Source organism: Actinoplanes missouriensis 431 (assembly GCF_000284295.1).
Taxonomy (GTDB): Bacteria; Actinomycetota; Actinomycetes; order Mycobacteriales; family Micromonosporaceae; genus Actinoplanes; species Actinoplanes missouriensis.
Genome location: NC_017093.1, coordinates 4,352,018 through 4,378,363 on the forward strand (window position 1 = coordinate 4,352,018; position 26,346 = coordinate 4,378,363).

The window sequence follows — 26,346 nt, forward strand, 5'->3', positions numbered from 1 at the left end:
TGTGGGGTGCCGGACGGGTCAGCTGGGCTGTGGCTGCGTGCTTGCTGCCGGGACGGCGGGGTGGCGCGTTGCGGTGAGGGCCACCGCCGCGACTCCCAGGGCGAGGCCTGTGGCGAGCAGGGCCAGGTTCAGCCAGAACGGGCCGAACGGCCAGTACGGCCCCAGCTTGAACGCGCTGTGCACGGTCCGGACGTGCCCGGGGATGCCGGCGGACTCGACGGCGCGGATCACGTTGCCGTAGAGCGCGACCACCGGCAGCGCCAGGACCAGCACCGCGGCCGTGCTCAACGTGGTCACCACCCGCGCCCGGCCGGCCGGCAGGCGGCGCACCCGGCGGGCCGTGGCCGCCGCGACCAGCCAGCCCGCGACCAGCCCGAACACCCCGCCGGCCGCGATCGCCGGCACCAGCGCAGCGCTGCCGGCCGCGGCCACGGTCGTGGTCACTCCGCCGTCCGCCGGGCTGTAGCCGTCACTGCCGATCAGCCGGGCGGTGACGTCGAGGCGCACGCCGTCCCGGTCGGCGGTGAACTCCCAGCCGGCGACCGACCGCTGCAGCACCTCCCCGGAGCCGTCGCTGATCATGTCGGTGATGCCGCGGGCCGGAGTCGCCTCGCTCAGCGCCCACCCGTCGGCCGCGAGCCGGTGCCGGGCGGCGTCGGCATCCCACGCGGCGATCGAGGTGCTCCAGCCGACCGCGTCGGTGCCCCACGGTGAGGAGACCGGGTCCCACTCCACGGCCGTCGTGCCGGTGCCCCCGGCGCCGACCACCGTGCGGTGCAGCGCGGCGGCGGCCTGCCCGTCCGGCGCCGGCAGGACCGCCTGCTCGACCGCCCAGGAGCCGGCGGCCGCGCCGAAGGCCCCGCCGATCAGGGTGACCAGCACGGCGGCGACCCAGGCCAGGGGCCGCCCGGCCGGGAGCCGGAACCGGTGGCGCAACCCGCTGACGATCAGGTGCCGGGCGTCGGCACGGTCCGGCCGCCGCTGGCCCGGCGCGGCCATCTCCAGCAGCGTCGTCACGACCTCCGCACCGTGACGGCGCCGGTAGTCGCGGGGATAAGCCCGCAGCAGCCGGTGGTAGGCGCGCTCCAGCCCGGGGTCGGCCTGCGGCCAGTCGCTCGTGGTCACGCGAGCCCTCCCAGGACAGCGTCGTCGCCCCGGAGAGCACTGCCCCGGAGAGCATTGCCCCCGAAAGCATTGCCCCCGAAAGCATTGCCCCCGAAAGCATTGCCCCCGAAAGCACTGCCCCGGAAAGCACTGCCCCGGAAAGCACTGCCCAGGGAAGCACCGCGCGACAGGCCGGGGACGATGCCGGGACGCCGCCGCAGCTGGGTCTCCGCGGCCGACGCCCGCTTGCGCAGCCGCTCGACCTCGGCGGCGAGGGTGGCCGCGCCGTCGTCGCTGAGCCGGTAGTAACGCCGGAGCCGGCCCTCGACGGCCTCCTCCCGCTCGACCTCGATCAGGCCCTGGTCGGCGAGCCGGTCGAGAGCGCCGTAGAGGGTGCCGGCCCGCAGTTTCACCTCGCCGCCGGAGAGGTCGAGCACCGACCGCACGATGCCGTAACCGTGCAGCGGCTGACCCGCCAGCGCGGTGAGTATCAGGAATGTGGGTTCTTGCATGCCGCGACAGTACGGCACCCGCTATATATCGGCAACCGAGCTATTAAAACCGGTTGCGGTCCGGTCCGGCGTGGGGGAGTGTGGAGCCGGACCTGCCGCCGGAGCCGAGGAGCACCCGCCGATCATGTGAGAGCGAGACCGACCCCTGAGTTGTCCTGTCGGTGTCGCACGCTTGCGGAGGCCTCCTTGCCCAGTAACCAACCGAAGTCCAGCACTCAGCAGAAGTCCATCCAGCACAAGTCCACCCAGCAGAAGTCCGGCCAAGGGAATTCCGGCAGCGCCCACCTCAAAGCCGCGGGCCTCGCCGCCACTCACGACGGTGACCTGCTCTTCTCCGGTCTCGATCTGGTGCTGCGCGCCGGCGACCGGATCGGCGTGGTCGGTCCCAACGGGGCCGGCAAGACCACCCTGCTGCGCGTGCTGGCCGGCGAGTTACCGGCGTCGGCGGGAGCGGTGTCGGTGGCGCCTGGCGCGCGGCTCACCCACGTACCCCAGCAATGGGCCGGTGACGCGGAAAGCGTCGGCGCCTTTCTGCGCGGAGGTCTCGGGGAGCTCGCGGCAGTTGATCTGGCGCTGCGTGCGCTGGAGGCGCGGCTGGCCGCCGGTGCGGACGTGCTGGACGAGTTCGGGACCGTGCAGGAGCGCTGGACCGCCCTCGAAGGGTGGAACGCGGACGCGCGGCTGACCGAGATCCGGCAGCGCCTCGACATCGAGCACCTCGCGGACGACCTTGCGATGAGCCAGGTCAGCGGGGGCGAGCAGGCCCGGCTGCTGCTGGCTCGCGCGCTGCTCGGCTCGCCGGATCTGCTGCTGCTGGACGAGCCGACGAACCATCTCGACGCCGAGGGCGCGGCGTGGCTGCGGACCTGGCTGCGCGACTTCGACGGCGGGGTGCTCGCGGTCAGTCACGACCGGGCGTTCCTCGACGAGTTCGCGACCCGGATCATCGAGCTCGACGGCATCGACGAGCAGCCGCAGGACTATCCGGGCTGCGGCTACACCGCTTACCGTGCGGAGAAACAGCGCCGGTGGGAGAAACTGCTGCTCGATTTCGAGGCGCAGGAGAAGGACCGGCTGCGCTGGGAAGCCGACATCGAGAAGACCAAAGGGTACGCCCGGGGCGTCGAGTCCTCCGTGCGATCCGGCGTGACCGCTCCCCACCTGCGCCGGGTGGCCCGGCTCGTGGCCCGCAAGGCGAAGGTCCGGGAGCGGCGGCTGCGCCGGCAGATGGCGTCGGTGACATGGCTCGCCCAGCCCCGCACCCGGCCGCCGCTGACCCTGGCGTTCCCCGGCGACGACACGGCCGACGCGGAGATCGTGCTCAAGGCCCGCGGCCTGACCGTCGCGCACGGCGACCGGGTGCTGCTGGACGCGGTCGACCTGGACGTGACCCGCGGCGATCGGATCCTCATCACCGGGCGCAACGGGGCCGGCAAGACCACCCTGCTGCGCGCGCTGGAGAGTCCCGACGTGGCGGTGCTCCCGCAGACCGACGAGGGCCTGCGGACCGCTACCCCGGTGATCGACTTCTTCCGCTCGCGGGTCCCGGTCTACGTCGACGACGCGGAACGGCTGCTCGCCGGCCACCAGTTCGAGGATTCCCAGTGGTCGGCGCCGGTGCGCGACCTGTCCGCCGGTGAGCTGCGGCGGCTGCTGCTGGCGGTGGTCGTCAACAGCCCGTCGCGGATCCTGCTGCTCGACGAGCCCACCAACTTCCTCGACTTCGAAGCGCTCGACGTCGTGGAGGAGGCGCTGCGCCGGTACCGCGGGACGCTGCTGTTCGCCAGCCACGACAGGTATTTCGCCGATGCCGTCGGGCACACCCGCCACTGGCACGTCGAGGGCGGCCGGGTGATCGAGAACTGACACGGCCCCCGGCCCGTGCCCGGCGCAAGCCCGCCTGATCCGTCCCCCTATGCTCTCAAGCTGGCTAGGGGAAAGCGGGATACTTTGAGTTCGGATATGAGCATCGTGGAAGCGGTGATCCTCGGCGCGGTCGAGGGTGTCACCGAGTTCCTTCCGGTGTCCAGCACGGGTCACCTGACGATCCTGGAGAAGCTGTTCGGGCACACCATCGACGACCCGGACATCACCGCCTTCACGGTGATCATCCAGTCGGGTGCGGTGCTCGCCACCATCCTGTTCCTGCGCAAGGACATCGCGCGGGTGGTGCCGGCGTTCTTCCGGGGGCTGTTCAACAAGGCGTACCGGGACCACCCGGACTTCCGGTTCGGCTGGGCGGTGCTGCTCGGCTCGATCCCGATCGTGATCGCCGCGCTGCTGTTCAAGGACGCCATCGAGACCACGCTGCGCAGTCTGTGGTTCGTCGCCGGGGCGCTGATCCTGTGGAGCGGTGTGATGGCGTTCGCCGACCATGCCGCCACCCAGGTACGGGGGGAGAAGGACGTCACCTGGAAAGACACGCTGATCATCGGCACCGTGCAGTGCATGGCGCTGATCCCGGGCATCTCCCGCTCCGGGGCGACCATGTCGGCGGGTCTGCTACGTGACCTCGACCGGGTCACCGTGACGAAGCTGTCGTTCTTCCTGTCGATCCCGGCGCTGACCGGGGCGTCCATCCTGCAGGGCGTCGGCGAGGCGGACCGGATCTCCAGCGGCGTCGGCTGGACGAACACGATCGTGGCGACGGTGGTCAGTTTCGTCGTCGCGTATGCGTCGGTGACGTGGCTGCTGAAGTTCGTCTCGAAGCACTCGTACAGCATCTTCATCTTCTACCGGCTGGCGCTCGGGTCGCTGCTGTTGCTGCTGCTGGCGACGGGCACGATCTCGGCGAAGTAGCGGGTAGGCTGCCGCGCATGACAGACGACCGGGCCGCGGCCCGGTCGTTGTCGTCTGACGGGTCCCGCCGGCGGCCCGTCGTTGTCGTTCGACGGGTCCCGCAGGCGGTCCGGTGAGGTGAGCCTGCGCGCGCTCGCCCATGTCCGTTCCCGGGGTACGCCCGGCCGTGTCCCGGATGCACCGATCACCGTCAACTTCCACCCCGACCGGCTGCTCGACGACGGTCGTACCGTCGTGCGGTGCCTCGCCGCCGCCAGTTCGAGACGCGGATCTCCAACGGCGGCCTGCTGGCGTATCCCGGCGGCGACCGGGATCGCTGGGAGCACGACATGTTCGGCGGCGCGTACACCGGTGTCATCGGCCGCCCGATCTACGGCGCGCTGAACCTGGCCGGGCACCCGGACGGCGCCGCACCCCGTTTCGGCAGCTGCCATCTGGTGCTGGCCGCCGGTGTGCCGGCTCGATCCACGTTCTGCCACGGTGACAGCCATCTGGGACCTGCCGCCGTGGGCACCGCCGATGCCTTCGGCGCGATCCGCGCGGCCCTGATCGACGAGGTGGCGCGCACCGGGCAGGCACTCGGCGTCCCCGCGCCGACGGTCGGCTCCCCGCCGGGCTGGGAGACCGTCCTCGCCGCCCGCCGAGCAGCACTCCAGCACAGCCTGGACGACCCGTCACGTCACCCGCTCCGCGGGCACGCCCCGGGCCGCACCCTCGACGACTACGTCGAAGCCCAGATCCACGGCGGCCTCACCCTGAGCGACGACGTCACCGCCATCGTCGCCGACCCGTCCTTCCAGGGCACACCCACCGAAGCCCACCTCGCGTCGCTCGGCATCCCCCTGCACTGGCACGCCGGCTTCACCCTGGCTGCCGCCGACGTCCCCGCCGACCTGCGCGGCCCCGAGGTCCCACCCCTGGCCCGGCGCATCGCCACCCGTCACCGCCGGCCGGACCTCGACGCCGAACTGATCGGCCGGGCAGCCCGCGCCGCCGCCACCGATCCGCACCGGCTCCAGCTGATCAAATACCTATGGCACCTCCTCGTGCTCCTCGGGCGCCCCGCTCACCAATCCCGCCACTGATCCGTGAGCTCACTGCGGTGCCGGCCCCGGCGCCCCGTCAACGCCACCACGTCGACACCGGTGCGGGTCAGAACCACATCGACGTACCCCGCGAGATCTTCTCGTTCCCCGGTCTCGATGTGACCGCCGTCGGCCTCGTTGAGCCCCACCACGACCCGCTCCACGGCGGCCCAGATCTGCTCGTCGGAGGGCGACCGCCACCCCGCGACCTCCTGCTCGTAGGCCTCCAGCACCGCGTCGACCGCGGCGATGAAACCGGCCGGCCACAACTCGTCCGCATAGGCTTCCTCCGCCGCGAGCGTGCCCGCCGCCACCTCGGCACGCTGCTCCTCGACCGCACGACGCCACACCGCGGTGGGGCGCTCCCTCAGATCCGCAACCATGGCGACAAGCTAGTCCCACCCTCCGACAATTCTGCGAGCCGAGGAAGCGCGACACCCGACCATGACGATGCGGGTGAGATCGTCCCCGGCATCGAGGCGGTCAGGGCGGTCGACGCCGCTCTGCTCTCCAGACAGGGCCCTGCACCAACATGCGCACCGCCACCAACTGCCACTCACGCTGGCTGTTCCCCGGCCGCCGCGCCGGCGAACCGCTGCAGCCCAGCACCCTCTGGACACTGGTCCAGGCCCTCGGCGTCCCGTCCATCACCGCCCGCGCCGCCGCGATCCGCCAACACGTCCTCGACCTACCGGCCCCAATCGTCGCCACCGCACTCGGCTACCACCAGGTCACCACCGCCCGCCTCGCCGCCGAGGCAGGGCACCACCTGGTCCAACTACGCGCCCGGTGATCACAGAAGTGGCTAGTCCAAGCCCCTGTCATCGCCCCTACGCCGCCGGGACAGGCATGCACGGCGACGATCTAAAGTCGCAGTGTGCTGATCGAGGGGAATGACGGCGTCACCGTGAGTCTGCGCCCGGCGCGCTGGCAGTTCCCGGCCGACGCCGGAGCCTGGGACGACCGGTGGCTGGTCATCGACGGCACCGTTAACCTCGGCGACAAAGCCTGGTCGTTCACCGATCCCTGTCTGCTCATTGAAGAGGCCCACGAGCTGGCAATCTGGCTCCGCAACGCTGCGCAGGACCGGATCGCGTCAAGCCAAACGGCGGCCGGCGAGCAGGTAGAACCGTCGTTGTCGTTCATGGAACCGCTACTCGGCTTCTCCGTCACAGCGCACCGCGACGACGAACTCGTCCTCCACGTCGAGCTTGCCGCCGAGGCCGCACCACCCTGGCTGCATGTCGCAAATCCACATTCCGACCAATACACGGTTGAACTGCGCCTGCGATCCGACGAACTACTCGCTGCCGCCACAGCCTGGAGCCAACAACTGGACGCCCTCCCCAGCCGGACGTTCGCACGCACCGACTGACTGTCCGGCGCTACCACGCTCGGCTATCACCACCTCGCTGCGGCCGCGAGCGCCACCTGGTCCATGCAACGCCGGCCGATCACAACGAGTAGCCAGGCCACCAAGCCAGAGCGCTCCGCAAACCGGAATGAGTCGAGAACTCGCGACAGTTGATAGGCGATCTCACCAGTATTCTGACGCCCGCCCGCGGGGCAGGTGGTGCGGCGGGCTGACGCGAATCCGCTGGTGCGATCAATGGAGGCTTGGCTACGCTGCGCCGCAATGGCGAACCTGGTGCACCTGACTCCCGAGGACCGGGCGCGGCGAATCGTCCGCTCCGGCGTTGCAGCGCGTAGTTCCGGCGGGGCCGGTGAACGGGGCGTCTACTGCATGCCAGTGCTCACCTCCTACATGCTCACCCACCAGTGGGTACGCGAGCTGCGGCGCTGGCACCCGGGCGTACTCGCCGCCGTGGACCTGCGCATCTCCGACGACGAGCCGGTCCAGGTCGGCCGGTACAACCGGGAGCCGGAGCGCTGCCCGGCTGCAAGGGCCGTTGCCCTGGTGCGCGAGGCGGCCGATCCGCGTGGCTTCGAGATCTTCGTGCCCCGCGCGATCTCGGCTGGTGAAGTGCGTGGAGTCCGAAGCGTGGCGCAGAGCATCGGGTGGCGGCACAAGCCGGACGCGCATGGCGTCCGGCCGTGTCCCTGTCCGGCCTGCATTCAACCCGGCACTCCCAAGGTGGCCCGGTTGCGTCGCCGTTTGCCGGGCGAGGACTTCCGGCCCCGGAGGACCAAGCCGGAGCTGATGGCGCAACTGCGCGGCGCGGCGACGGCGGAGGACGTCTGTGACGCGCTGTGGGGGCTCGGAGCGCGCAGCCGGGGCGGCGCCGAAGAGCTCGAGTTCCTTGCCGACCACCCCGACCCGGACTTACGCGAGCTGCTCTACGAGGTGCTGGAGTCCTATCGCGGCAAGGCCGCCCGCGAGTTGCGGGCCCGGCTGCTCAGTAAGGCCGACTGGCTCTGACCCACCACGACCTCCACGTCGGCGAACAAGCGCACCACTGCAGTGTCACGACGCCGCAGTGGACCTCGGCGATCGCCTCCGTGATTCGAGCTCGGTCACACAACGTAGTCAGCTCGGCCAAACACGGGCGAGGATCCGCAACAGTTGAATAGGCGCTCTCACCAGTATCAAGGGCCGACAGCAGGTCGCGACCATGACGGGGCCGCGCGTTCGACGGTAGGTACGCCGAGTACACGGTCGTCCGGCGCGACCAGGTGGCCCTGTTCCGCTCGGCTCTGCCGTTCCCGAACGGATCATTTCCAGCGCTCATACCTGGTATGAGAAATTCTGCTGGCTACGACCAAAAAGGCGAGGAACACTGTCCCCATGGCGCAGCTTTCCTTATTCCCGACACGGCATTTGCGGCAACCTGCTGCGCGTCGCAATTATTCACCCGATGCCGAGAATTTCCGGCGCGAGCACGAGCGGCATCGAGCGTGGGGCCTCAGACAGCGGCACGCCAGGCGCCTGCGCCAGTTGCGTGACCAGGAGGAGTGTCCCCAGGTCCCGCCACCACCTTGCTCCGCAAGCACCCTCACCTGCACCACTGCCAGCGGAAACGCCACCGTCACTCGCCTCACCGCCGTCCACGGTGACGCTAGATCGATCAGAGACGTCGACCACCGCGGACGCACCGTCACACGTTCCGTCCGAAGCCGACACGGGCCACCGGGTCCGGCCTTCCAAAATTCGAATCTCCAAGATCCGAAAGGGGCAGACTGAACAGATATTGAATTCCAGCCGAAACGACATTTCGCACCCACTTCCGATATCTCTATCGGTCGGCGAATATGCGCAGTGTCCAACATTGCACCACCCCGGAAAAGGGAGAGCGCCTCCCGCGCCGTGTGCTCCGGGATGAACTCGACGCCGGCTCCCACCCACAGCTCGCCGGCGCGGGCTACACGAGACTCGCGCTGTTAGCCTGCGCGCATGTCGGATCTGGGACCCGTCGTGCCCTGGCCGCCTGAGCCGATCAGGACCGAGCGGCTCGTGCTGCGGGCGTCCGAGGCGCGGGATCGTGCGGGGTTCGTCGAGCTGTTCGCCTCGGCGGAGGTTCACACCTACCTCGGTGGTCCACGCTCGCGCGGCGAGCTCGAGCGCGAACTGCCCACGGTGCCGGAGCAGTGGCCCGGCAGCTTCGTCGTCGAGCTCACCCCGCCAATAAGCGACCGGGCGGCGAGCGACCAGCCGATGGGCGACCGGGCGACGATCGACCAGCCGATGGGCGGCAGAGCGGCGAGCGACCGGGCGGTCATCGGCCGGGCGACGAGCGATCACTGCCTGGCCGGCCAGCCAGGGCCAGGTCAGCGAACGGCAGACTCGGCGATGATCGGCCAAGTGCTGCTCAGGCGAGCGACCGCGCACCGCCGCCCGGCCGCGGCAGGCAGGGCCGACCTCGGCTACCTGTTCCTGCCGTGGGTGTGGGGGCGGGGGTACGCCGCAGAGGCCTGCACGGCGGTGCTGGCGTGGTTCGACGCGGTTCTTCCCGGCGAGCCGGTGGTGCTCACCACCCAGAGCGCCAACGTCGCCTCGATGCGCCTCGCGGCGAGGCTCGGGTTCACCGAGGTGGAGCGGTTCCACGCCTGGGACGCCGAACAGTGGCTCGGCCTGCGGCCCTCGACCGCCGTTCCACGGTATCCGGCCACCCGGCCGCGGCCATAAGGGCCGGCACCTCGCCGACAGGTCCAGCTAGCGGCTGAGCAGCCGAGCCGTTGTCTGCGGCTAAGCGGCCGAGCCGTTGTCTGCAGGCTGCGGGCTGCAGGCTGCAGGCTGCAGTTGAACACGTCACCCAACCCGCTCGCCTGATTGTTGATGCGGGACGTCAACACCGGTTCGATTTGCCGTCCGCCCGCGAACCGTAGCGTCGCTGGTCATGAACCTTCGACTCGCCTTGCTGCTGGGGCTGGTGGGGCTGGGGCGACCTGTGCTCAGCATCATCGGCGCTTACGACGGCGGGCCGCTCGCCAAGCCGGTCGGCCCGCTGCTGATGACCGCGCTGATCTCACTCGTCTGGGTCGCGGCGGCGGTCTGGCTCAAGGTACGCAATCCGGTGCTGACGCTCGCCGTGGCAGGTATCGCGTATGCCGTGTTCGCCATCCTGCTGAACTGGTCGCTGCAGCCCTTCCTCGCCTCCGCCGAGACCATTCCGCTGCCGGGTCACCTGGCGATGCTGCTGTTCAACGCCGCCCAAGGCGCGATCCTGGGCCTGATCGCGCTCGGTATTCAGCGCCTCATCGCCCGGCGCAGGCGGGCCGTCCGGTGAGAACGCTCGGCGCGCTCGTCGCGGGCATGTTTGCGGGGCTGGTGGTGGGGGTGCTGCTGGCCGAGCCGGTGGTCCGGCTGGCCGGGCCCCCCACGGCTGACGTGTCGGTTCTGCTCGGATTTGCCCCTGCGGTGCTCGCGATCGCCGGGGCCGCGGCCGGGGTGCTGATCGAGCGCCGCACCCGGTGAAGCGGCTTACCCTGCTGGCATGAGACGCGATCGGCTCGTCGACGTTACGCTGGGCGCGGTCACGGCAGCTGTCGTGGCGGTCGCCGTGACCGCCAACCTGCGCGGCGGCGCCGTCCCGGCGACCGGTTACCTGTTCGCGGTGGGGTTCGGCGCGCTGATGCTGGTACGGCGGCCGTACCCGGTGTTGGCCCTCGTCGCCACAGGTGTCGGCTTGCTCGGCTATTACGCTCTCGCGTTCCCCCCGGTGGGGCTGGCGCTGCCGATCGGGGCGGCGCTCTACTCGGCCGGTGAGGCTGGTCGGCTGCGTGAGGCGATCGGGACGGCCGCCGTACTGCTCGCCGTCTCGTCGGCTGCCCGGTCGCTCGGCGGCGAGGACGCTCGCTACCTGTACGCGTTCGAGCTGCCCACCACGGTCGCGGTCATGGCTGCGGCGATTGTTCTCGGCGACGGGGTGCGGGCCCGCCGGCTGTGGCGCGCCGAGGTGGCGCAACGGTTGACCCGGGAAGCCGAGCGCCGGGTGGAGGCGGAGCGTGTCCACCTCGCCCGCGACCTGCACGATGTTCTCGCGCACACGGTGTCGGTGGTGTCGCTGCACGCCGACGTCGCCGACGAGGCACTGGCCGACGGGGACACCACGGCCGCTCGTACCGCCGTGACCCGGATCCGGTCGGCGAGCGGCACGGCGGCCCGCGAGCTTCGTGGCACGTTGACCGCGCTCCGCGGGTCGCCGGGTGTGGGGCTGGCGCGCCTCGGCGAGCTGACTGACGGCGTGTCCGTGCTGATCGAGGGCACGGCACGGCAGCTGCCCGCGGTGGCCGACGCGACCGCGTACCGGATCATTCAGGAGGCGTTGACCAACGCCCGCCGCCACGCGCCCCACGCGCCCGTGACCCTCGTCCTCAGCTACCGGCCCGCGGAACTGGTCGTGCGCGTGGCCAATCCGGCGTCGTCCACGGGCGCCGATGGTGGGGGGCACGGGCTGCGGGGGATGCGGGAGCGGGCGGCGCTGCTCGGCGGGCGGCTCACCGCCGGACGTGCGGAGGGCTCCTTCGTCGTCGAGGCGTTTCTGCCGGCGGAGGCTCAGCCATGAGGGCCGCGGTGCGGGTGCTGCTCGTCGATGACCAGGAGCTGGTCAGGGCCGGACTGCGCGCACTGCTCGAGCGCGACCCGGAGCTGACCGTGGTCGGCGAGGCCGCCGACGGCGATACGGCGGTCGCGGTCGCCGCCGCCGAGCGCCCGGACGTCGTGCTGATGGACCTGCACATGCCCGGCACCAGCGGAGTCGACGCGATCCGCAGGATCACCGCCGACCCGGACATGGCCGCCGTCCGCGTGGTCGCCCTCACCACCTACGGCACCGATGAGCACCTGTTCGCGGCCATCCGCGCGGGCGCGGCCGGCTTCCTGCTCAAGGACAGCCGCCCGGAAGAGCTACGCAGCGCTGTCCGTCTGGTCGCGGCGGGTGACGCCCTGCTGTCGCCCGCTGTCACCCGGCGCGTCATGGATGCAGCCGTCGGCGCGGCGCACCGCGGCGTGGACACGACCCGCCTGGCGGTCCTCAGTGACCGCGAACGCGACGTACTGGCCGAGATCGCCGTCGGCCTGGCCAACCTTGAGATCGCCGCGAAGCTGCACCTCAGCCACGCCACCGTACGCACGTACGTCAGTCGCCTGCTGACCAAGCTGGATGCCCGGGACCGCGCTCAACTCGTCGTCCTCGCGTACGAGACCGGCCTCGTCCGCCCGGGCCGGTAGCAGCAGGCGTCCCATGCCCGGTTGTTGCTCGCTGCGGCCGCCGAAAGCGGAGGGCCGCCGAAAGCGGAGGGACCGCCGCGAGCGCAGCGCAGCCTCACCGGGCCGACGCCCCCGGTCACTGCTCCAGCGCGGCCCTCACCAGGGCCAGCGCCTGGTCCGCCGGGACGCCCAGCGCCCGGGTCTGCGCCGCATACGCGGCGGCGGCCTGCTGGGCCAGGTGTGATGTGCCGGCCGCGCGGGAGGTGATCACGGTGCCGGCGCGGCCGCGGGTCTCCACGAGGCCGGCCTGTTCGAGTTCGCGATAGGCGCGGGCGACCGTGTTCGCGGCCAGGCCGAGGTCGGTGGCGAGCTGGCGCACGGGTGGCAGTTTCGTGCCGGCCGCCAGCTCCCCGGTCGCCGCGAGGTGCGCGATCCGCAGGCGGACCTGTTCGTACGGTGGGACCGGGGAGTCCGGGTCGATCGTGATGGTCATCAGAGCAGTTTGGGGGGTGTGTTGCCGACGGCGGTGATGGCCCGCCGCAGCGGGACGAGGGCGAGCAGCACGCCGCCGATCACGAAGAAGACCATGAGGGAGATGATGCCGGCACGGTAACTGCTGGTGAGTTGGAAGATCAGGCCGAAGAAGAGCGGGCCGAGCCAGCTGGTGCCCTTGTCACTGATCTCGTAGAAGCCGTAGTACTCGCCTTCCCGCCCGGCCGGGATGAGCTGCGAGAACAGGCTTCGTGACAGCGCCTGGCTGCCGCCCATGACCAGGCCGATGCCGGCGCCGAGCAGCATGAACGGCAGCGGTTCGCCCTCCGGCAGCCAGTAGGCGGCGGTCACCACGACCAGCCACAGCGCGAGGCTGATCAGGATCGTCTTGCGGGCGCCGATCCGGTTGGCCAGGGCGCCGAGGAGCAGCGCGCCGCCGAACGCGAGGAACTGCACGATGAGGATCGTGATGATCAGGACGGATTGTTCGAGTTTGAGTTCCTCGGTGCCGAACTGGCTGGCCAGGGCGATGACGGTCTGGATGCCGTCGTTGTAGATCAGGTAGGCGCCGAGGAAGAACAGCGTCAGCGGGTAGGCACGCATCGCCTTGATCGTGTGGCCGAGCTGTTTGAAACCGTCGGTGAGCACGTTCCCCTTCGCCGAGGACGCGCCCACGCCGGGGTGTTCCTTCAACCACAGCAGCGGTACGAGGGTGAACGCCGCCCACCAGATGCCCGCCGACACGATCGACCAGCGGGCGATGTCCAGGGTCCGCTGCGGGTTGCCCTCCTCGGACAGCATCGTGACGGCGACCAGGTTGAGCGCCAGCAGCACGCCGCCGCCGAGGTACCCGATCGCCCAGCCCCGGCTGGAGATCCGGTCGCGGTCGTCGGGGCCGGCCAGCTGTGGCAGGAACGAGTTGTAGACGACGATCGCGGCGCCGAACGCGATGTTGGCGATCAGGAACAGCAGGCCGCCGAGAAGGTATCGGTCGCCGGTCACGAACGCCATCGCGATGGTGGCGGCCGCGCCGGTGAACGCGGCCCCGGCGAGCAGCGGCTTCTTGCGCGGCGCGCGGTCGGCGATCGCCCCCATGACCGGCAGCACGAAGACGGTGAGAAGAACGGAGAGCGAGACCAGGTACGCGAAGTAGGAGCCCGCCGCGACCGGGATGCCCAGCGGGTGCACCGTGCCGTTGCACTCGTCGGCGTCGATGGCGCAGCCGGCCGCGAGTTCGGTGACGGTGGTCAGGAACGGTCCGAGGAAGACGGTGATGACCGTGGTGGAGAACGCCGAGTTGGCCCAGTCGTAGATGTACCACCCGGTGCGTTCCCGCCTACCCGCGGGAATGGCAGGGGTCTGTGTGCCGGTCACGTGCGCTCCCAGATGTTGATTTTGTGCGCGCACATGATGTCACCCGCGGACCGTTAACGGGAGACATGGATCACTGTTCATCTAGCGTCCACCAGCGGGCCAGGGCGCTGGTGGCCGGGTCGTCGCTGTCGGCCAGGGCGGCCCAGTCGGCGGGGCCGCTGGTGTGGGCGTAGGCGGCGAGCTCGTCCGGGGTGACCGGGTCGAGCGCCGGGGCGAAGCCGGTGTCGTCCGGCGTGCCCAGGGTGGCGGTGTCGATCCAGGGGAAGCCGTCGACGGGTTCGGGCAGCTCACCGACCTGCAGCGCGGGCGGGAAGAGGTCGTCGCCCAGGGGAAGCGGGTCGTCGGAGGTAATCGAGCCGAGAGCCGGGTCCCCGGCCCCGTCGAAGCCGGGAGCATCATGCAAAGAAGGATCATGCGGGGAAAGGTCGTGCAGGGACGGGTCATGCAGGCCGTGATCGGCGAGCGGCAGCGCCGCATCCGCATCGTGGAGATCGGCGTGCGGATCGTCGGGCGTCTCGTGCGGCAGGTCGTGGTGGTCGAAGTCGAAGTCGCCCCAGTGATCGGTCATCGTCTCGTCTCCCGGTCGTCGTCGATCGGTGCTGGTGTCAGTGCCCGTGCCCGCAGCAGCGCCTCGTCGGCCTGCCGTAACCGGGTCGCCGCCGCGTCGCGTTCCTGCTGCGCGGCGGCGCGTCGTCTCGCCCGCCCGGCCGCGTCCTCGGCCGCCGCGGCGTCGATCTCGGCGATCTGCGCGTCGATCTCGCGCAGCCGCCGTTCGATGGTGTCGTCGAGGGCCACCGACAGCGAGTACTGCAGGTCGGTGAACCGCTGGCTGATCTCGTCGGTGAGCGCGGCGCGCGCCTCGGCGAGCACGTCGCGCAGCCAGGTCTGCGCCTGGCGGCGGTCGTTGTGGACCTTGCGCCGGTACAGCACGTACCCACCGGCGGCCAGGCCCAGACCGATCCCGGCGAACGGCAGCAGCAGGCCGCCGGCGCCGCCGAGCGCCGCGATGCCCAGGGCCGCGCCCCGGCCGGCGACCAGGGCGATCCCGCCGGCCGAGAGGGCGATCAGCACGTTGTCGCCGGCCGCGCCGCGCGGCGGGACGGTGGTGACGGCGTGCCGCAGGCTGACCGTGGACAGGTCGGTGTCGACGAGGATCTGCTCGGCGATCCGCCGCGACGTGTCCTCCAGTCGCTCGGACACGTCGGCCGCGATCGCCTGCAACCGGGTGTCCACGTCGTCGGGCAGTCCGCCCGTACCCGATGTGTCGATCTTTTCGGAGAGTTCGTGCTGGATCTCGCCGATCCGGGTGCGCAAGTGCCCGACGGTGGCGACCCGGGCCCGCTGGATCTCGGTGGCCAGCCGCAGCGTGGCCTGCCGGGACTCGGTGCGTTTGCGGGCGGCCAGGGCGCCGCGTTCGGCGCGGGCCTCGGCCTGCCCGCCCGCGTCGGCGGTGGCGGCACGGACCCGGGCCTCGGCGTTGTCCTGCAGCCGGGCCAGGTCGCCGCGGGCGGCGCGCAGCACGTTGGCCAGCCGCAGCTGGTGGCCGCGCCCGGCGAGCTCGACGAGCGCGTGCTGCAGCGGCGTGATCCGCGATTCCTCGACCAGCTCCGGCAGGTCGTCCAGGGCCAGTTCGGCGAGCCGGGCGGAGACCGGGAACCAGGGCGCCGCGGCGAACCGGGGCGCGTGCGCCTGCAGCAGCTCCCGGTTGTCGGCGGCGATCGTGCGCCACTGCGGATACGCGTCGATCTTGGTGAGGGCGAAGACGACGGCGTCGACGCGTTCGGTGGCGGCGGCCAGGAAGTCCAGTTCGGGTTTCGACAGCGGCGCGGACGCGTCGGCGACGAACAGCAGCGCGGTGGCCCGCCGGACCGCGGCCAGGGCGATCGTGGCGTGCGCCGGGTCGAGGCCACCGGCGCCCGGGGTGTCGAGCAGGCTCAGGTAGCGCAGCAGCGGCGCCGGGTGGGTGACCTCGATGCGCCGGGCCCGGCGCTTGCCGGTGGCCCACTCGTTCAGGTCGTCGACCGGCACCTCGGCGCCGTCGGGCAGCCAGGCCCGCGCGGCGAACGTGTCACCGGGCACGAAGTCCAGGTACGCCGCGGTGGTGACGGCGGCGTCGACCGGGGACAGGCCGGGCACCCCGAGCAGCGCGTTGATCAGCGAGCTCTTGCCGCGTTTGGTCTCCCCGACGACGACCACGCTGGGCCGCACCAGGTGGGCGCGGCGCAGCTCGGCCAGGTCGGCGGCGGCGTCCGGGTCGGCGGTGCGCAGGTACGCGAGGGTGTCGCGGACCGCGGTGTCGAGCACGACGGTCAGGTCCTGCACGGCCGCACCTCACCGGTGACGCCCCGGGACGCGACGGCGCTCTGGGAGAGAAGGTGGAAGCCGCGGGAGGCGACGTGCGCCAGCCGGGCCTGGGCGGGCCCGGCGCCGTCGACCGCGTAGGCCCGCCAGCGCCCGGCGGCGGCGATCGCCGCGGTGGTCAGCTCCGCGTCGCCGGCGTCCGGCAGCCCGAGGACGAACCGCGGGTCGTCGGAGGTGGCGAGCCGGATCAGCTCCTGCTCCCAGGGCGCGGGCAGCGGCACGGCGCCGGTGGCGGCGCGCTGGGCGGCGTCGAGCAGCCGCAGCCGGTGGTAGGAGGGGTCGCGCAGCGCCGCTTCCAGGCCGTCGCGCAGGGCGGCCCGGTCGCGCGGGTCGGGGGTGAACCCGGCGAGCCGCTGCATCCGGGTCAGCGCCCAGCCGGCTTTGATCGCGTCGCAGCGCCACCGGAACGTCCGGTCCACGGTCTCCTGCAGCCGCGGGAACCCGGACGCGGCGAGCAGCCGGCGCACCAGCTCGCCGGTGCCCAGCCGCGGGTCGCCGGCCAGCTGCGCGCAGGCGAAGCCGATCCCGTACAGGTCGAGCCGGGTCAGCAGCCGTTCGCGCTGTTCGGCGCCGATCGGGGCGGGCCGGCCGCGGAACAGGTCGGCGGAGGTGAGCAGCACCCGCAGCGACGCGGGCGGCAGGGCGGCGAGCGCGGCGAGCGCGTCGCGGTCGGCGGCGGTCAGCCGGCCGGCCTCGGCGGTCTCGGCGAGCAGGGCGGCCACCGGCACCACATCAGAGACGGTACGGGCCAGCAGTCCCGCCTGCTGATCGGCGAGGGGCCCGGCAGTCGGCCACGGGTCGCCGGCGCCGCCGGTCAGGGTGTCGACCTTGCCGAGCACCCCGATCGCGTTGATCGGGCTGGTCGCCAGGCGCGCCGACGCGGCGTGGAAGGACTCCAGGGCCCGCCGGTCGTCGGCGCGGACCGCCTGGGTGAAGACGTAGACGACGGCCTCGGCGGCGGCGACCTCGCCGGCCGAGTCGGGGTCGATGCCGACCGCCTCCTCGGCGCGCTCGCTGCTGGCCACGTCGGTGGAGGACAGGCCGGGGGTGTCGACGACGGTCAGGTCGCGCAGCCGGTCGCTGGTCAGCGTGACGTCGACGTGCGCGACGCGGGCGGCGGGCACGCCGAGCCGCGACGGGACCATGCCGTCCTCGTCGAGCGGCAGGCTGTGCCGGGCGCCGTCGCGGGTGACCACGTCGATGCGGTCGGCCGGCCCGTACCGGAACCGGGTGACCACGCGGGTGCACTCGCCGGCGGCCGTGGGGGCGACGCGACGGCCGATCAGGGCGTTGACTAGTGTCGACTTTCCGGCTTTCAGGCGACCCGCGATGGCGACCCGTAACGGATCGTTAAGACGGTTTCCGATCTGTTGTAGCTGGCCACCAGCGCCGGAAGACATTTTCGTGACGATCTCGTTACAGAGAGTCGCGATGCCGGTGGTGAGGGGTCCGTTCACCACGACTCGTCAGCCGGCCGCACCGTCGGCGACAATGGGCCGAACGGGGTTGTCGTCGTCACGAAAGGGCCTTCCCGGTAGCTCGGCAGTACCAACAGCCTACGGACCCGCCCGGCCAGCCCGGGATCCCGAGTTCGTGCCAGTGATTTCGTGACAGTGATCTCGTGTCAGTGATGATGTGAAGCCGTTCAGCGATGTCGGCGTGGAGGGGAGCGCAGGTGGCGGACGAGCCCGAGATGGCCGCCCGTACCGTTCTGCGCCAGGGTCCGGCCCTGGTCGTGCTCACCGGCCCGCCCGGCTGCGGCCGCAGCACCCTGCTGCGCAGGATCGCCGCGGCGGTGCCCGGTCCGGCCCATGTCGGCGGCGGCCTTGCCATGCTCTCCACGGTCCCGGCGCTGGCCCTGTCCCGCGCGGTCCGCGCCCGCCTTCCCGGCGACGACGTGCACCTGCTCGCCGAAGCGGTTCGATCCCGCGTACGCGGCGGGCTGCTGGTCCTCGACGACGTGCACCACGCCGACGAGGCGACCCTGGCCGCCCTGCCGCATCTGGCCCGCACCTGCCGGGTCCTGGTGGCCCTGCGCACCCCGCACCGGGTGGCCGATTCCGCCCTGCGCGAGGCCGCGACCGCCTGGCTGCCGGTGCCACCGCTGGACCCCGGCGCCGCGCTCGCCCTGGCCCGCTCCACCGCCGGCGGCCTCGACGAGACCGCCCTGTCCGACGTGCTCGCCCGCGCCGGCGGCAACCCCCTGGCGATCATCGCGCTGGCCCGGCAGGCCGCCGCCGGTCGCGCGCCCGTCGGCGAGGACATCGACCAGGTAGCGTACGCGTTGGCGACCGCCCTCGCCGATCTGCCCCGTCCCGCCCGCACCTCCCTGGCCGCGCTCGGCCTGCTCGGCCGCCCGGCCCGCGCCGAACTGCTCGGCACCGGCGCCGCCGACCTGCTGGCCGCCGGCCTGGTCACCGCCGAGCCGGGCGGCTCGCTGACCCCGGTCTCGGCCTACGTGGCGGAGACCGCGGCCGGTCTGCTCGACGCCCCGGCCCGCGCCGACCTGCACGCCCGGCTCGCCGAGCTCACCCCACCGGCGGAGGCGGCCCGGCACCTGGCGGCGGCCGGTGACCCCGCCGGGGCGTACCGCACGGCGCTGGCCGCGGCAGACCGCGCCGCCGGCGGCGAACGCGCGTCGCTGCTGCTGTTCGCCTGCGGCCTGGACGTCCCCGCCGACCCGAGGGTGCGTCTCGCCGCCGCCGACGCGGCCCTGGCCGGCGGCCGCCCGCTGGACGCCGCCGAGGTGCTGCGCCCGCTCGCCCTGACCCCGCCGACGGCCACCACCCTCGCCCTGGAGGCGGCGGTGCTGCGCGGCGAGGCCCTGCTGCAGGCCGGCGACCCGGCGGCCGCCCGCGACGCGGTCCGCCCCGTCCCGGACACCGCGGCCGCCCCGGTCGTCGCCGCCCGCGACCGGGTGCTGCTGCTGGCCGGCCTGGCGCTGGAGCCGATGGCCGCCCTGGACCTGGCGGACAAGATAGCCGTGCGTCATCCGGCCCCCCTGCCGGGCGTCGCGGCGGCGCTGGCAGCCGTCCAGGCCACCCACCGCCTGCCCGGCTGGGAGCAGGCCCTGTCCGAGGCCGCGTTCGCCGAGGGCCCCCCTGCCGGACCGTCACCCGCGGGGACCACGTCCCGCTCTCCTCGCGGCCCGGCGCCGGCCGGTCCGGCCGGCGCCGGGGATCCGCTGATCACCCGCTGGAGCGCCTGGCTGCTCGTCGAGCACCTCGCCGCCGACGGCCGGCTGCTGGACTCCGCGAACGCCGCCACCCGGGCCGCCGCGTCAGCGGGGGAGGCGCTCGCCTACGGCTGGCAGACCCGCTTCCTCGCCGCCGCCGACTGGGCCCTCGCCCTGCACGGCCACCACCTGGCCCTTCCACCGGCCACACCGGCCGGCCTGGACAAACCGGACGCCGACGCGGCCGGCCCGCACTTCGGCGCCCTCCTGGCGACCGCCCCCGCAGCCGAGCCCACCGCCGCAGCCGCCATCGATCCCGCCGACGTCGACGCCCCGGAGCCCGCCGACGTCGACTGGGACGGCGCCGAAGGAGTGCTGCGCCGCGCCGCCAACCTCACCGACCGCGCCGTCCCCGCCGAAGCCCTCGGCTACGCCACCGCGGCCACCGCCCTGATCGAAGCCGACACCGGCCTGCTCGCCGCCGCCCGCGCCCGCCTCGACCGCGCCGGGTCCGGCCGTCCCGGCCTGCACCCCGCAGCCGCCTGGGTGGCGCGCGAGGCAGCCTGGCTGGACGGCCAGCCGGACCGAGCGGTCCACCTCCCCGGCACCCCTGCCGCGTCCGGCCTGCTCGCCGGCCTGCACGCGATCACCGGCCAGTGGGCGTCACTGGACCTGGGCGTCCCCGGTTCCACCGAGATCCCGGTCAACCTGCCGGCCCCGGCCCGCCGCACCCTCACCGCCTGGGCCCTGCGCAGCGGCTTCGACACCGCCGCCGACGGCTGGCGCCCGATCTCGCTGCGCGAGCAGATCCGCTGCCTGCTCGCCGCCGGCCTGACCGAACCCGGCCGCGACCGTGCCGTGGCCGCCCTGCTCGACGCCGAGCGGCTCGCCGACGGCGCCGGGCTGACCGTGCTCGCCGGCCGGGCCCGCCGCGGCCTGCGCCGTCACCAGGTCCACCGGGACACCCGCAGCCCGCGCTCGCACGGCCGGCTCACCCAGCGCGAGAGCGACGTGCTGCGCCTGGTGGCCGCGGGTGAGCCGACCCGCCGGATCGCCGGGCAGCTGGGCATCTCCGCCGAGACCGTCGACACCCACATCCGCGCGAGCATGCGCAAGCTCGGCGCCCGTACCCGCACCGAGGCCGCCGCCCTGGCCTTCGCCGCGCCGGCGGCGCGGACCGAACCCTTCGATACCAGCGAGGATGGCCGGTGACCGTGACCACACAGCCCGACGCTCCACGCCACGTAGTCGCCACCTCGGGGGAGGCCGACACGGTTCTGCGCCGCCTGGCCCGTGAGGGGTGGCAGGTCCGGTCCGGTTTCGCCCTGCCCGGCGCGTCCTGGGAGGTGGGCAGCAGCACCCAGCAGCTGGTCCTGCACGGCCGGATCGCCGACGACGACCTGGAGTCGGTGCGCCTCGCCGTGCTGGCGGCCGCCCACGGCGCCGGGGTGGTCGCGGTCGTCGACGCCGGTTCCGCGGCCGGCCGCGCCCTGGTCGACGACCTGACCCGGCTGGGCCCGGTCAACCGGGACACCGCCGTCACCGACGGCGCCGACGTGATCGCCAACCTCATCCCGGAGCAGCGGGCCCTGCTGGATCGCCTGGCGTCCGGTGACACGATCGCCGCCGCGGCGGCCGCCGAGTTCCTGTCGCTGCGCACCGCCAACCGGCGCATCGCCGAGGCCCGCCAGCTGTTCGGGGTGCGCACCACCCGGGAGGCGGTGCTCGCCTACCTGCGGCAGCGGCAGCGCCAGCCCGAGTAGGCCGGGCCTTTTACTTCACGCGGCCGAACAGGAAATACGCCACCGGGATGATCCCCGCCGAGTTCACCAGCGTCGCGGTGGCCCACACCCATTTCGGCCCGCGGATCTGCTCCGGCGGACGCCGTTTCAGGTCGACCGCCATCGCGACTTTCAGCGCGGTCTCGACCACCCCGACCACGACGATCGTGCGCCGCTGCGAGCTGCTCAGATCACTCCACCGCTGTGCCATGGCATCCTCCTCGCGCGTGTCCCCTCGAACCTACCCGCCGGGGCGCGCGGCCCCGGGCCCCAGCGGCGGACTCAAGCCCCGCCCGCCGCGGCGACTCGCCCGACAACCACCCGGCGTTCGAGAAGAAAACGACCTTTAAACAGTAATATGTCCGGATGCGCCGGAGCCTGATCCTCACCCTGCTCACCGCTCTCGCCGCCGGCTGCAGCAGCACCGGCGACACCACACCCACCCCCGCCACCCCGATCGCCCGCAGCTCCGCGCCCACCCCCGCACCGACCCTCGACAACGCCGGAACCGGCCCCGGCGGCGCCAACACCACCGCAGTCGCCGCCGCCGTCACCGCGTTCCTCGCCACGCTCGGCGTCACCCAGCGCGCCGCGATCGTCCACGACCTGCACGACGAGGGCCGCCGCGTCTGGTCCGACCACCCCGCCGGCGAGGCGCCCCGCCCCGGCATCGCGTTCACCGACCTCAGCGGCGCCCAGCGCGCCTGCGTCATGGTCGTGCTCGCCGAGGCGCTCAGCGACGCCGGCTACGCGAAGACCCTCACCGCCCTCACCGACGCGTCCGTCGCCGTCTACGGCACACCGTCACCGCACGACCCGTTCGCCGTCCAGGTCGGCGGCGCCCACCTGGCCCGCAACCTCACCTACCACGGCGACCAGGTCAGCATGACCCCGAGCCTGACCGGCAACGACCGCGGCACCGCCACCAAGGCCCAGGCCGTCCTCGCCGCCCTCACCGACCAGGAGAAGACCGCCGCCCAGCTCACCGCCGGCGTCCCCGACGACCTGGTGATGGGCCCCGGCCAGGACAGCGCCGGCTTCCCGCAGCCCGAAGGCCTGCTCGTCGCCGAACTCGGCGACACCGCCCGCACCGCCGTCACCGCCCTGATCAGCTCCTGGACCGGCGACCTCGACGAGACCGCCGGCCGCAAACTGCTCGCCGCCTACCAGGCCGAATACGACCGGACCCGCCTCAGCTGGACCGGCACCTACCTGCGCGTCGACGGCCCGCACGTCTGGATCGAGACACGCAACGACCTCACCCTGTTCCGCGACAAGACCAACGACTACGGCAGCAGCTGACGCCGGCTACGGCCGCGGCCGCACCCGCGACGTGTCCCGCGGCCGGCTCGTGTCCACCACCCGCGGCGTGCGCATCTCGTCCGCCCGCAACGGCGCCAGCGTCTCGTCGATCCCCGCCATGATCAGCCGGGTGGCGCGCATCGCCCGCGCGCCCGGCGTCCCGGTCACCGCCGACAGGTCGACCGGCGCGCCGAACCGCACGTGCACCACCGGCCGCCGCCACAGCGCCCGCAGCACCCCCCGGCCGAGACGCTTCGGCGCCTCGTACGGGATCACCGCATGCGTGCCCCACTGCGCCACCGGCAGCACCGCCGCCCCCGCGGCCTCCGCCATCCGCGCCACCCCGGTCTTGCCCCGCTCCGGCCACATCCACGGATCCAGGCCGATCCGCCCCTCCGGATAGACCAGCACCACCGACCCCTCACCGAGCGCCTTCGCCGCGTCGGTCAGCGCCTCCGCCGCCCGCGCCGTGCCCCGATCCACCCGGATGTGCCCGCACCGGCGCATCACCGCACCGACCAGCGGCGCCCGGAACACCCCGCCGGTCGCCATGATCCGCGGCGACAGACCGGCCCGGTGGCACGCCGCGACCAGCACCGCCGGGTCGAACGGGCTCACATGATTGGCGGCCAGGATCAGCGGCCCGCGCCGCAGCTGCTCCGGCACCTCGCCGGAGACCCGCAGCCGGCACAGCGGCGCCACCACGACGGGGGAGAGGGCCAGCAGGAACCGCCAGATCCGCGGCGCCCGCCAGGTTTCGTTCGCGTCCATGAGGCCGACATGATGACACGCCCCGTCCCCGGGTTGGCTATCCTGGTACCCGACGCCGCGAGACCGTGGCGATCCCGGACGAGTTGCGTGTCGTACCCGGCCTGACAAGACGACCGCCTCCGAGGTGATCCGTCATGGCCTGGCTCGTTCTGATCATTTCCGGTGTGCTGGAGACCGTCTGGGCGATCGCCCTGGAACGCTCCGCCGGATTCTCCAAACTCGTGCCCACCGCCGTCTTCGGCGTCGCCGCCGTGCTCAGCATGCTCGGCCTCGGTTACGCCCTGCGCACCATCCCGGTCGGCACCGGTTACGCCGTCTGGGTCGGCATCGGCGCCGTCGGCACCGCCCTGGTCGGCATGGTGGCGCTGGGGGAGCCGGCCAACCTCCCGCGGATCCTCTGCCTGGTCCTCGTGGTCGCGGGCGTGGCCGGGCTCAAATACTTCCACTAGGACGGCCCCGCCTCGCTCAGGTCAATTCGGCCAGCCGGGCCTCCACCTCGGCCAGCTCGGCGCGCAACCGCTCCGCCTGCGCCTGCGCCTCCGCCCGCTCCGCCGCCATGATCTGCTCGACGGCCTCCTGCACCCCCGGCACGTCGACCAGCGACACGATCTTCAACGCCTCCGCCGGGCGGATCACATAGGGACGGGCCAGCGCCTTCGCGCCCTGCTGGGCAGCCACGGTCCACTCGCCCTCCCCGTACGCCAACGTGACCGTGAGCGACGGACCCGGCTTGGCCTTCGCCGGTTTCGCCGCCGCCTTGCGCGGCGCCGGAGCCGGCGACTCGGCCTTGGCCGGAGCCTCCACCGGCGTCCGCGGCGCCGGCGCCGGCTTGTCGATCATGAACTCCGGACCCGGCGGCACCACCGGCGCCGGCTCCGGCGCCTTCTTCACCGGCGCCGTCGCACCCCGCGGCGCGATCCGCAGATCACTGGGGGAGAAGGGCAACTCGTCGCGCCCGAACTTCACCACCACGAACTCGTCCGACGCGGCCCGATCGGTCAGCGCCACCACCTGCCCGATCTGCCCGGCGATCTGCCCCGCCGCCTCGGTGAACTGCACCTTCGGTTTACGCCCGGCCGCCAGGGCAGTCTCGATGCCCGTCAGATCCTCCGCGCTCAGCGCCGCCATCCCCAACCACCTTCGTACGCCTGTATGAGAGCGGTCCCTTTCTACCAGCACCCACCGACAATCCCCGGCAACCACACCGCAGAGATCATTTAAAAGGGGAGCGGGCCGTCACGCAGTACTCCCGGCCCGCCGGATCCCGCAACGTCGTCCAATCCTCCGGCACCCGCCGCACCACCGACGCCCCCAGCGCCACATGCCGCGCCACCTCGGCGTCCACATCGTCACACGCCAGATCCACATGCACCCCCGCCACCGCGCCACCGGTCCGCTGCACCAGCAACCGCACCGGCATCCGCGCCGGCGGCTGCAGAAACGTGAACTCCGGCAGACTCGACGACCGCCGCTCCCACCCCGTCACCTGCGACCAGAACACCAGCTCCCGCGCATAGAACGCCGCCGGCACATCCAGACACAACTGATCCACCAGACTCGACTGCGGACCGTCCCACCGCCGCGGCAACGTCAGCTCCCGCTCGTACTCCCACGCCACCAGACAGAACGAGATCCCCGACGGCGACCGCATCACCACCAGACCCGGCTCCGCGAACACCTCCGCGGCCCCCAGCGCCACCAACTCCGCCGCCGACCGGACCGGATCATCCACATGCAGATCCAGATGCGCCCGCGCCGGCTCCTCACCCACCACCTGCAACCGCAGATACGCGTCACCCTTCTCCGGCACCAGCGTCACGAACGCCCCCCGCCGCGGCGACAACCCCATCCCCGTCACCGCCATCCAGAACCGCTCCGCCACCCCGGCCGTCTCCAGCGGCGTGTCCAGGAAACCCGTCACCCAGCGCACCATCATCACGCCACCCGCCCGGTCCGCACCGCGAACGCCACATCCGCACGCCCGCGATCCACCGTCACATCGACGCCGTCACCCTCGATCGCCGCCAGCACCGCCTCCAAGGCGAACAGATTCCCATGAACATCGGAGATCACCGCGATACGCATCCGATCATTCTGGTCAATCCGCACGACCAAAACCACGATCAAAACCACCAGGTCGCAGCGGGGCGGTGGGTACAGACCGCCGCTCCCGCCGAGGGCGCGGCGTTGCCCGCCGGCCGCTGGCGCGTCCGACCCGCGGGCCACACACCGCGCGACCTGCGTCAGTGGTCGCGCCCCTCTCCTCTCAGTCCCGCCCCGGCACGCCGCACACCGTCACCGCACCGCCCGATGCCGGAACACCCACCGCTGCTGATCCGAGCCGTTGCAGTCCCACAGCTGAACCTTCGCCCCGTTCTCCCAGATCCGCGTCCGATCCGCGTCCAGGCACTTGTTGTTGAACCCGTTGCGCAGCATCGCATTGTCCTGCCGCCACTGCTGATGAGCCGGCCCCCAGCAGTCCCACAGCTGAACCTTCGCCCCGTTCTCCCAGATCCGCGTCCGATCCGCATCCAGGCACTTCCCGTTGTACGCCGTCACCAGACTGCTGCCCGACCAGTACCACAACTGCTGCGCCGACCCGTTACAGTCCCACAACTGGACAATCGCACCATTGTTCTGAATATTGCCGAGATCAGCGTCCAAGCACTTGTTGTTGAATCCCACATGCACCGAATAAAACACCGGAGCCGCCTGCGCAGGCGGTCCCACCAGCATCGAACCCGCAGCAAAAAGACCGACAATCAACATCCGAAACACAGCTTCCCTCGATTCTTCCCATTCCGGCAGAGTCGACAAAAAGCGTAGATAGCCATTCCGGGCCGCGCTTTCTTATAGACACACGTCCCGCACCGCCGAGGGGGAGTGGCACCCCAGCCGAACCGCCCGCACCGTCGTTCACGCGCCACCCGCGCCATCTGCGCCGCCAGTGTCATCTGCGCCGCCAGCGCCGGCCGGCGGCAAT

Annotated in this window: 28 protein-coding genes, 1 pseudogene and 1 riboswitch; of the genes and pseudogenes, 15 read left to right on the forward strand and 14 right to left on the reverse strand. The window is 72.3% G+C overall.

Annotated features, from left to right (window positions below; genetic code table 11):
• Positions 1–18: 18 nt before the first annotated feature.
• Both AMIS_RS42785 and AMIS_RS41775 read right to left on the reverse strand, forming a co-directional pair.
• Positions 19–1,125, reverse strand: coding sequence for a hypothetical protein (locus AMIS_RS42785; protein WP_014444246.1), 1,107 nt, complete (start codon positions 1,123–1,125; stop codon positions 19–21).
• A 164-nt stretch (positions 1,126–1,289) separates the two neighbouring features.
• A pseudogene (locus AMIS_RS41775) lies at positions 1,290–1,616 on the reverse strand (PadR family transcriptional regulator); the annotation flags it as partial.
• Positions 1,617–1,802: 186 nt separating this feature from the next.
• Between AMIS_RS41775 and AMIS_RS20335 the strand changes: the two are divergent.
• From AMIS_RS20335 to AMIS_RS20345, 3 genes are all read left to right on the forward strand, one after another.
• Positions 1,803–3,482 (forward strand): ABC-F family ATP-binding cassette domain-containing protein, encoded by a 1,680-nt coding sequence (locus AMIS_RS20335; protein WP_014444248.1) that lies wholly within the window; start codon positions 1,803–1,805, stop codon positions 3,480–3,482.
• A 96-nt stretch (positions 3,483–3,578) separates the two neighbouring features.
• Positions 3,579–4,415 carry an undecaprenyl-diphosphate phosphatase gene (locus tag AMIS_RS20340; RefSeq protein WP_014444249.1) on the forward strand — a complete coding sequence of 279 codons (837 nt, stop codon included), beginning with the start codon at positions 3,579–3,581 and terminating at the stop codon, positions 4,413–4,415.
• Positions 4,416–4,654: 239 nt separating this feature from the next.
• Complete coding sequence (locus AMIS_RS20345) at positions 4,655–5,500, forward strand: DUF3626 domain-containing protein (RefSeq protein WP_014444250.1); 846 nt, start codon at positions 4,655–4,657, stop codon at positions 5,498–5,500.
• Here AMIS_RS20345 and AMIS_RS20350 read toward each other — a convergent pair.
• Positions 5,482–5,883: a hypothetical protein gene (locus AMIS_RS20350; RefSeq protein ID WP_014444251.1), complete on the reverse strand. Its 402-nt coding sequence runs from the start codon at positions 5,881–5,883 to the stop codon at positions 5,482–5,484. The genes AMIS_RS20345 and AMIS_RS20350 overlap by 19 nt on opposite strands.
• Before the next feature lie 149 nt (positions 5,884–6,032).
• Between AMIS_RS20350 and AMIS_RS20355 the strand changes: the two genes are divergently transcribed.
• The 8 genes from AMIS_RS20355 (at position 6,033) to AMIS_RS20385 (ending at position 12,128) form a co-directional block, all read left to right on the forward strand.
• Positions 6,033–6,293: a hypothetical protein gene (locus AMIS_RS20355; RefSeq protein WP_014444252.1), complete on the forward strand. Its 261-nt coding sequence runs from the start codon at positions 6,033–6,035 to the stop codon at positions 6,291–6,293.
• Positions 6,294–6,377: 84 nt separating this feature from the next.
• Entirely contained in the window at positions 6,378–6,875 is a 498-nt protein-coding gene (locus tag AMIS_RS20360) for a WapI family immunity protein (protein WP_014444253.1), read from the forward strand.
• 261 nt (positions 6,876–7,136) lie between these two features.
• The gene (locus AMIS_RS20365; RefSeq protein WP_014444254.1) at positions 7,137–7,880 is read left to right on the forward strand and encodes a hypothetical protein; all 744 of its coding nucleotides are present in this window, start codon (positions 7,137–7,139) and stop codon (positions 7,878–7,880) included.
• A 972-nt stretch (positions 7,881–8,852) separates the two neighbouring features.
• Positions 8,853–9,584 (forward strand): GNAT family N-acetyltransferase, encoded by a 732-nt coding sequence (locus tag AMIS_RS41780; RefSeq protein WP_014444255.1) that lies wholly within the window; start codon positions 8,853–8,855, stop codon positions 9,582–9,584.
• A 211-nt stretch (positions 9,585–9,795) separates the two neighbouring features.
• The gene (locus tag AMIS_RS20375) at positions 9,796–10,185 is read left to right on the forward strand and encodes a hypothetical protein (protein WP_014444256.1); all 390 of its coding nucleotides are present in this window, start codon (positions 9,796–9,798) and stop codon (positions 10,183–10,185) included.
• Positions 10,182–10,373 (forward strand): DUF5957 family protein, encoded by a 192-nt coding sequence (locus AMIS_RS41785; RefSeq protein WP_014444257.1) that lies wholly within the window; start codon positions 10,182–10,184, stop codon positions 10,371–10,373. The genes AMIS_RS20375 and AMIS_RS41785 overlap by 4 nt, the downstream gene beginning before the upstream one ends.
• Positions 10,374–10,392: 19 nt before the next feature.
• Positions 10,393–11,463, forward strand: coding sequence for a sensor histidine kinase (locus AMIS_RS20380; RefSeq protein WP_014444258.1), 1,071 nt, complete (start codon positions 10,393–10,395; stop codon positions 11,461–11,463).
• Positions 11,460–12,128, forward strand: a complete 669-nt coding sequence (locus tag AMIS_RS20385; RefSeq protein ID WP_014444259.1) for a response regulator — start codon at positions 11,460–11,462, stop codon at positions 12,126–12,128. The genes AMIS_RS20380 and AMIS_RS20385 overlap by 4 nt, the downstream gene beginning before the upstream one ends.
• A gap of 115 nt (positions 12,129–12,243) precedes the next feature.
• Here AMIS_RS20385 and AMIS_RS20390 read toward each other — a convergent pair whose 3' ends face one another.
• The 5 genes from AMIS_RS20390 to AMIS_RS20410 all read right to left on the reverse strand — a co-directional run bounded on the left by AMIS_RS20390 (position 12,244) and on the right by AMIS_RS20410 (position 17,734).
• Positions 12,244–12,600: a GntR family transcriptional regulator gene (locus AMIS_RS20390; RefSeq protein ID WP_014444260.1), complete on the reverse strand. Its 357-nt coding sequence runs from the start codon at positions 12,598–12,600 to the stop codon at positions 12,244–12,246.
• Entirely contained in the window at positions 12,600–13,973 is a 1,374-nt protein-coding gene (locus tag AMIS_RS20395; RefSeq protein WP_014444261.1) for an MFS transporter, read from the reverse strand. The genes AMIS_RS20390 and AMIS_RS20395 overlap by 1 nt, the downstream gene beginning before the upstream one ends.
• A gap of 70 nt (positions 13,974–14,043) precedes the next feature.
• Positions 14,044–14,541, reverse strand: a complete 498-nt coding sequence (locus tag AMIS_RS20400) for a hypothetical protein (RefSeq protein ID WP_014444262.1) — start codon at positions 14,539–14,541, stop codon at positions 14,044–14,046.
• The gene (locus tag AMIS_RS20405) at positions 14,538–16,295 is read right to left on the reverse strand and encodes a dynamin family protein (RefSeq protein WP_014444263.1); all 1,758 of its coding nucleotides are present in this window, start codon (positions 16,293–16,295) and stop codon (positions 14,538–14,540) included. Before AMIS_RS20405 ends, AMIS_RS20400 begins: the two co-directional genes overlap by 4 nt.
• The gene (locus tag AMIS_RS20410; RefSeq protein ID WP_231859358.1) at positions 16,283–17,734 is read right to left on the reverse strand and encodes a dynamin family protein; all 1,452 of its coding nucleotides are present in this window, start codon (positions 17,732–17,734) and stop codon (positions 16,283–16,285) included. The genes AMIS_RS20405 and AMIS_RS20410 overlap by 13 nt, the downstream gene beginning before the upstream one ends.
• Positions 17,735–18,009: 275 nt before the next feature.
• On the opposite strand from AMIS_RS20410, the gene AMIS_RS20415 reads away from it, so the two are divergent.
• Positions 18,010–20,721, forward strand: a complete 2,712-nt coding sequence (locus AMIS_RS20415) for a LuxR C-terminal-related transcriptional regulator (protein ID WP_231859359.1) — start codon at positions 18,010–18,012, stop codon at positions 20,719–20,721.
• A 2-nt stretch (positions 20,722–20,723) separates the two neighbouring features.
• Positions 20,724–21,272, forward strand: coding sequence for a hypothetical protein (locus AMIS_RS20420; protein WP_041831072.1), 549 nt, complete (start codon positions 20,724–20,726; stop codon positions 21,270–21,272).
• A 10-nt stretch (positions 21,273–21,282) separates the two neighbouring features.
• Here AMIS_RS20420 and AMIS_RS20425 read toward each other — a convergent pair whose 3' ends face one another.
• Positions 21,283–21,501, reverse strand: a complete 219-nt coding sequence (locus AMIS_RS20425) for a hypothetical protein (protein WP_014444267.1) — start codon at positions 21,499–21,501, stop codon at positions 21,283–21,285.
• A 155-nt stretch (positions 21,502–21,656) separates the two neighbouring features.
• Here AMIS_RS20425 and AMIS_RS20430 point away from each other — a divergent pair, with 155 nt between their 5' ends.
• Positions 21,657–22,592 carry a DUF3500 domain-containing protein gene (locus tag AMIS_RS20430; protein ID WP_014444268.1) on the forward strand — a complete coding sequence of 312 codons (936 nt, stop codon included), beginning with the start codon at positions 21,657–21,659 and terminating at the stop codon, positions 22,590–22,592.
• Between the two features lie 6 nt (positions 22,593–22,598).
• Here AMIS_RS20430 and AMIS_RS20435 read toward each other — a convergent pair whose 3' ends face one another.
• A complete protein-coding gene (locus AMIS_RS20435) occupies positions 22,599–23,363 on the reverse strand; it encodes a lysophospholipid acyltransferase family protein (RefSeq protein ID WP_014444269.1) in 765 nt (254 codons plus the stop codon).
• 49 nt (positions 23,364–23,412) lie between these two features.
• Positions 23,413–23,483, forward strand: a riboswitch (guanidine-III (ykkC-III) riboswitch).
• A gap of 14 nt (positions 23,484–23,497) precedes the next feature.
• Here AMIS_RS20435 and AMIS_RS20440 point away from each other — a divergent pair.
• Positions 23,498–23,812, forward strand: a complete 315-nt coding sequence (locus AMIS_RS20440; protein ID WP_014444270.1) for a DMT family transporter — start codon at positions 23,498–23,500, stop codon at positions 23,810–23,812.
• Positions 23,813–23,828: 16 nt separating this feature from the next.
• On the opposite strand, the gene AMIS_RS20445 is transcribed toward AMIS_RS20440, so the two are convergent.
• The 4 genes from AMIS_RS20445 to AMIS_RS41790 form a co-directional block, all read right to left on the reverse strand.
• Positions 23,829–24,491, reverse strand: coding sequence for a hypothetical protein (locus tag AMIS_RS20445; protein ID WP_014444271.1), 663 nt, complete (start codon positions 24,489–24,491; stop codon positions 23,829–23,831).
• 85 nt (positions 24,492–24,576) lie between these two features.
• The gene (locus AMIS_RS20450) at positions 24,577–25,299 is read right to left on the reverse strand and encodes a VOC family protein (protein WP_014444272.1); all 723 of its coding nucleotides are present in this window, start codon (positions 25,297–25,299) and stop codon (positions 24,577–24,579) included.
• A complete protein-coding gene (locus tag AMIS_RS42790) occupies positions 25,299–25,448 on the reverse strand; it encodes a metallophosphoesterase (RefSeq protein ID WP_197538048.1) in 150 nt (49 codons plus the stop codon). Before AMIS_RS42790 ends, AMIS_RS20450 begins: the two co-directional genes overlap by 1 nt.
• A gap of 210 nt (positions 25,449–25,658) precedes the next feature.
• Positions 25,659–26,132: an RICIN domain-containing protein gene (locus tag AMIS_RS41790; protein WP_014444274.1), complete on the reverse strand. Its 474-nt coding sequence runs from the start codon at positions 26,130–26,132 to the stop codon at positions 25,659–25,661.
• Positions 26,133–26,346 lie beyond the last annotated feature (214 nt).

Bases quoted from the DNA above. Each gene is read 5' to 3' on its own strand.
- AMIS_RS20340 (WP_014444249.1), top strand. From the start codon at position 3,579: ATGAGCATCGTGGAAGCGGTGATCCTCGGCGCGGTCGAGGGTGTCACC.
- AMIS_RS20350 (WP_014444251.1), bottom strand. From the start codon at position 5,883: ATGGTTGCGGATCTGAGGGAGCGCCCCACCGCGGTGTGGCGTCGTGCG.
- AMIS_RS20355 (WP_014444252.1), top strand. From the start codon at position 6,033: ATGCGCACCGCCACCAACTGCCACTCACGCTGGCTGTTCCCCGGCCGC.
- AMIS_RS20365 (WP_014444254.1), top strand. From the start codon at position 7,137: ATGGCGAACCTGGTGCACCTGACTCCCGAGGACCGGGCGCGGCGAATC.
- AMIS_RS41780 (WP_014444255.1), top strand. From the start codon at position 8,853: ATGTCGGATCTGGGACCCGTCGTGCCCTGGCCGCCTGAGCCGATCAGG.
- AMIS_RS20375 (WP_014444256.1), top strand. From the start codon at position 9,796: ATGAACCTTCGACTCGCCTTGCTGCTGGGGCTGGTGGGGCTGGGGCGA.
- AMIS_RS20380 (WP_014444258.1), top strand. From the start codon at position 10,393: ATGAGACGCGATCGGCTCGTCGACGTTACGCTGGGCGCGGTCACGGCA.
- AMIS_RS20385 (WP_014444259.1), top strand. From the start codon at position 11,460: ATGAGGGCCGCGGTGCGGGTGCTGCTCGTCGATGACCAGGAGCTGGTC.
- AMIS_RS20390 (WP_014444260.1), bottom strand. From the start codon at position 12,600: ATGACCATCACGATCGACCCGGACTCCCCGGTCCCACCGTACGAACAG.
- AMIS_RS20400 (WP_014444262.1), bottom strand. From the start codon at position 14,541: ATGACCGATCACTGGGGCGACTTCGACTTCGACCACCACGACCTGCCG.
- AMIS_RS20410 (WP_231859358.1), bottom strand. From the start codon at position 17,734: ATGTCTTCCGGCGCTGGTGGCCAGCTACAACAGATCGGAAACCGTCTT.
- AMIS_RS20425 (WP_014444267.1), bottom strand. From the start codon at position 21,501: ATGGCACAGCGGTGGAGTGATCTGAGCAGCTCGCAGCGGCGCACGATC.
- AMIS_RS20430 (WP_014444268.1), top strand. From the start codon at position 21,657: ATGCGCCGGAGCCTGATCCTCACCCTGCTCACCGCTCTCGCCGCCGGC.
- AMIS_RS20435 (WP_014444269.1), bottom strand. From the start codon at position 23,363: ATGGACGCGAACGAAACCTGGCGGGCGCCGCGGATCTGGCGGTTCCTG.
- AMIS_RS20440 (WP_014444270.1), top strand. From the start codon at position 23,498: ATGGCCTGGCTCGTTCTGATCATTTCCGGTGTGCTGGAGACCGTCTGG.
- AMIS_RS20445 (WP_014444271.1), bottom strand. From the start codon at position 24,491: ATGGCGGCGCTGAGCGCGGAGGATCTGACGGGCATCGAGACTGCCCTG.
- AMIS_RS20450 (WP_014444272.1), bottom strand. From the start codon at position 25,299: ATGATGGTGCGCTGGGTGACGGGTTTCCTGGACACGCCGCTGGAGACG.
- AMIS_RS42790 (WP_197538048.1), bottom strand. From the start codon at position 25,448: ATGCGTATCGCGGTGATCTCCGATGTTCATGGGAATCTGTTCGCCTTG.
- AMIS_RS41790 (WP_014444274.1), bottom strand. From the start codon at position 26,132: ATGTTGATTGTCGGTCTTTTTGCTGCGGGTTCGATGCTGGTGGGACCG.